Source organism: Endozoicomonas sp. YOMI1, from assembly GCF_024606345.1.
Classification (GTDB): domain Bacteria; phylum Pseudomonadota; class Gammaproteobacteria; order Pseudomonadales; family Endozoicomonadaceae; genus Endozoicomonas.
On record NZ_JAHHPM010000045.1, the window covers coordinates 1 to 3,833 of the forward strand.

Below are 3,833 nucleotides of genomic sequence, written 5' to 3' on the forward strand. Positions count from 1 at the left end.
CGTCAATTGCAAACGGGTGGGTAAAGGATTACCGGCACTTGAATATCTATCCCGGCAAAGAAAAAAGGAAGAAAAAAGGACACCCATCTATCATGTGGCAATTTTCAGGGCAAGAAACTGGGGGTTTACCCGTTTTATCATTTCAGCAGACGCTATTGCTCAAGCTGATAATACCGTTTGGGTTTCGGGATGCCATTTTTCATGGTCGGTCCGCTTAATGACTTCAGAAACTCCACCACGGCATAAATCTCGTCATTGTCCAGAATGGCGCTAAACCAGTCATGCCCCTGATTGGATCGCCCCATTCCGGATGTGTTGTACCATCTTCTGAATTCCCGGGCTTCCTCACTCAGAGGGTTGGCCTTGGCAGCGGTTTTCCAGCGGGCATAGCTTTCCAAAGAGATATCTTTTTCCTGGTAAAGGAGGCCCACTTTTTTCAGGTCGTAGGCAAAGGGGTCTGTATTGGTACGACTCCAGATAGCAGGTCGCTCATCGGCTTTCAGGACATGGTATAGTGTGGGCACAGAGCCATTGTGAAAATAGGGTGCTGAAGCCCATACACCATCCAATGGCGGTGCTATGTAGCCTGCTTTGTCAGGCAAAAAGGCTTCGGGCAGCAGTTCCGGGTCATCAAAAAACTGGGCTAACAAGCCACCCTTTTTGTTCAGGGGGGTAAAGGTTAGCAGCAACTTGGCGTATTCAGGATCAGTTCCGACATTTTTCAATCTACGGTCCGGGTCCAAATCATCGTAGTAAACGGTGTAACCCCCGGGGGTATCAAAATCAGTTTCTTTCTGGTAACGGCCATGGCAGGAAAAGCAATCCAGCCTGTGACCGGATCTGGACGTTGTTTCACTATGAAATAACTGTTTACCCAGTTTGACTTTTTCTGCATCAAGCTTGCCGGGGTAGGCCGGGGATGTTGTGTTGTCCGCATAGACCAGAACCTCGGAAATATCTGCAACATGTTGAGGATGGTACTCGTTCACCCCGGGAAACTGCTTGGTAAAGTTGAGGGCGAAGTGTGGGACAATATATTCGGTCGGGTCTGCATAGCGATAGTTGGTTGACTTGTATTTTCTTATCCACCATGGGTTGGAAATAACGGTGGGCAGCTCTGGCACCTGAAAAAAGTAATCGAGAGGGGATGTTTCATCAGGGCGCAGGGTCAGTAAGCCGCTGTTTGACGGGTCTTTCAGTCTGGCAATCTTTTTCCAGACGATGTATGGCCCCATGTTATCACCACGAACCAGGGCCCTGGATAAAATCGGTTGTGTTTCCGCTTTCACATCATCAAACAGGTAGGTTAATTCAAGGAGCTTGTTATTGAACCGGGCCCTGGCAATGGCGTTGAATGACACCAACTGTAATAAGTTAAGGTGCCTTTCCAGTAATGTGGCAAAACTGATCAGGAAAGCCAGCTCAGCAGCATAGCCTGATTGGTCGACATGGGCATTGGGTTGACCGGCACTGACAATACCGGCACTCACGCCACTGTGGCAGAGAAAACAGTTATTGTTTTTATAAAACCCCTCATTTCTTTTGATAATACTGGAGGTTAAGTCGGGTTTTGCCAATGGCTGGCCTTCATCATTGTACACCGGCGGGCGGTTTGCCGGGGATGGAAGCCTGCCGTAGAGTTGGAATCGTTTCACATCGGAGTTAAACGGGCGAAAGGGTTTTCGCTGTTGCCAAGTTGCAGAGAAAATAGAGTCCGATATCCCGGCGGATAAAGATGTGATTCTATCGTTTAACTGTTTAGCCGACTCAATAGCAGCTACTGATTCCACAGGAAAAGCCAAGCGAAAACCTTTGCCAGTAAAAATATTTTCCAGACCTTTTTGCCGCATGGCCATCCGCACAGGATCATCATCGACGATATCAAAGCCATGATATTCCAGCCCGATATAATTTCCCTCTGCGGTGACACCTTGATAGGGTGGAGGTGCGGCATGGGAGAACACAGACCGAATTATTTCACACAGCAATATGGAAAGCATTATTACAGGGATAAACGCTTTTTCGACAACTGCAGCCATAATTATCAGTACAACAAAACTTCATGATATTTAACATGCTTGTCCATCATTGACGTTTGGTGCTCCATCGAAAGGTATTTTAGCAGGTCTGCTGTATTGATAGTGAAAATCTGCCCGATGGCATGCTGCAGCGTTCATACCCTCAATAGTTTGAGAAATTCTCGTGCCGTCAAGCAGGGCTTTGCGAACCATCAAAGCATTTTGCTCTTCCGGTCAAACCGATGGTGATTTTGGCACACAGCGCTTTTGTGTTCTGACCTGAGCGCTTCATAACAGACGGGGCAACGGAGTAAGATGGGCATGGGCAGCATTGCTAAAAGCCAGAGAGTTTAATGCTCTCTGACGCATATGCAACGGTTGGTGATGGTTTTCTGCTGGTAGTCGTTTATGAAATAACTGGATTAAAATGCTACTGGAGCACCATTCCTTATCTGACGGACGTACACTTGAAAGCCTTTCGGTACCAGCCGTTGTCTGTTCAGGACTCTCAGTTATTATCGCCTACTTGCCTGTAAATTCGAAATATCCTTAATACATAAATCCAGATCTGATTTTAATCTCTGATAAGCATCACTACCTTGTCTCATGGAAAGTACATGGATGAGTTCACCATGACTATTATTCATAAGCCGCTGCAGCTCCATTCCCATGGCGATTTGATCAGTTACAGAAGAAACACTCCTTGTGTCTTGATAAGTCCTGTTATTGGCACGAATTCCAGGCATCATCCTGGCAACTGCCATAAAGGTGTCTTTCAGGGTCTGCTCTAAATTTGGTATGGATAGCAGCTGGTCAATTTTCGATTTGAATTCTTTCAGAACGTGGGCAGCAAATTCATCAGTAATGGTTTGTGATGAGTCAAAAACAGGGTAGTCAAAACTAAATTGCAATTCCCGGTTCCACTCCTTCAGCTCACGGATGATCCTGGCCGGAGTAAAAGCTTTAATTTTTGCTAATTCTTCATTCGCCAGAAGGCTCGCTACTAGTGGAATCTCATCCAGTGGTTTGTAAATATCTAAAAGCTTGCCAGACAACTGCTCAAAATCTGCCATCCTGCTTCCCAGATCCATCCTGCTTCCCAGATCATAGCTCGCCGGCGCTGATACCTGAGTTCTGGTTGCTGAAATCCACCGTTGCTGGATAGTGCCGCTTTGTGTCAGACCTGGGGTAATATTACTGGCAGCAGCTGAATGTCTGTGACCGGCCGGGGCTGCTCTGATGGCAGAACCACCAAACGTGCCTGTCCAGCCAACATATGCTCTTCGTGCCGATTCAGGACGGCTGGTTGTTGATGGATAAGTTGGCATGCCAGAATTATTTATATTCATTCCTGGTTCAATCCTCGAAATTATCAAAAAAGCAGCATTTATTGTAAATGTGAAATCTCGTTTCACTGAACTGAACAATTGACAAGAGTGACAATAAATAGTTCCTTATCAAGTGGGTGATGCTTACGTTGGTGCTCCAGTGATTTAATGCTGCTGGGTCAACCTTGCGGGCCGGGTCACAATTTTTTTCAACTGTTTTTTAACAAACTTGTCTGAAACAGCAGTTATCAAGAACACTACACGGTGATCGATACGGTGATTATGGGGCATGCCGAGCTATGGAAAGTAAAAGCCGAACGGGATGCTATTTACGCCAAGGCTGAAATGACCGAAGAAGAAGGTATGCGGGTTGCTGACCTTGAAGTCCAGTTTGGTGAGATGGATGGCTATTCTGCCGAAGCCCGTGCGGGCGAACTGCTGCTGGGGCTGGATATTCCCATTGAACAGCATTACGGGCTGATGAGTG

General features: G+C 46.6%; 3 protein-coding genes and 1 pseudogene. 1 reads left to right on the forward strand and 3 read right to left on the reverse strand.

Annotated features, from left to right (window positions below; all coding sequences use genetic code 11):
* Positions 1–152 precede the first annotated feature (152 nt).
* The 3 genes from KDK15_RS01675 to KDK15_RS01680 all read right to left on the reverse strand — a co-directional run bounded on the left by KDK15_RS01675 (position 153) and on the right by KDK15_RS01680 (position 3,091).
* Positions 153–2,039, reverse strand: a complete 1,887-nt coding sequence (locus KDK15_RS01675; RefSeq protein WP_257293631.1) for a hypothetical protein — start codon at positions 2,037–2,039, stop codon at positions 153–155.
* Positions 2,040–2,230: 191 nt separating this feature from the next.
* Complete coding sequence (locus KDK15_RS21125; RefSeq protein ID WP_373691317.1) at positions 2,231–2,350, reverse strand: putative RNA methyltransferase; 120 nt, start codon at positions 2,348–2,350, stop codon at positions 2,231–2,233.
* A 183-nt stretch (positions 2,351–2,533) separates the two neighbouring features.
* Positions 2,534–3,091, reverse strand: coding sequence for a hypothetical protein (locus KDK15_RS01680; RefSeq protein ID WP_257293632.1), 558 nt, complete (start codon positions 3,089–3,091; stop codon positions 2,534–2,536).
* Between the two features lie 507 nt (positions 3,092–3,598).
* Here KDK15_RS01680 and KDK15_RS01685 point away from each other — a divergent pair.
* A pseudogene (locus KDK15_RS01685) lies at positions 3,599–3,833 on the forward strand (ABC-F family ATPase); the annotation flags it as partial.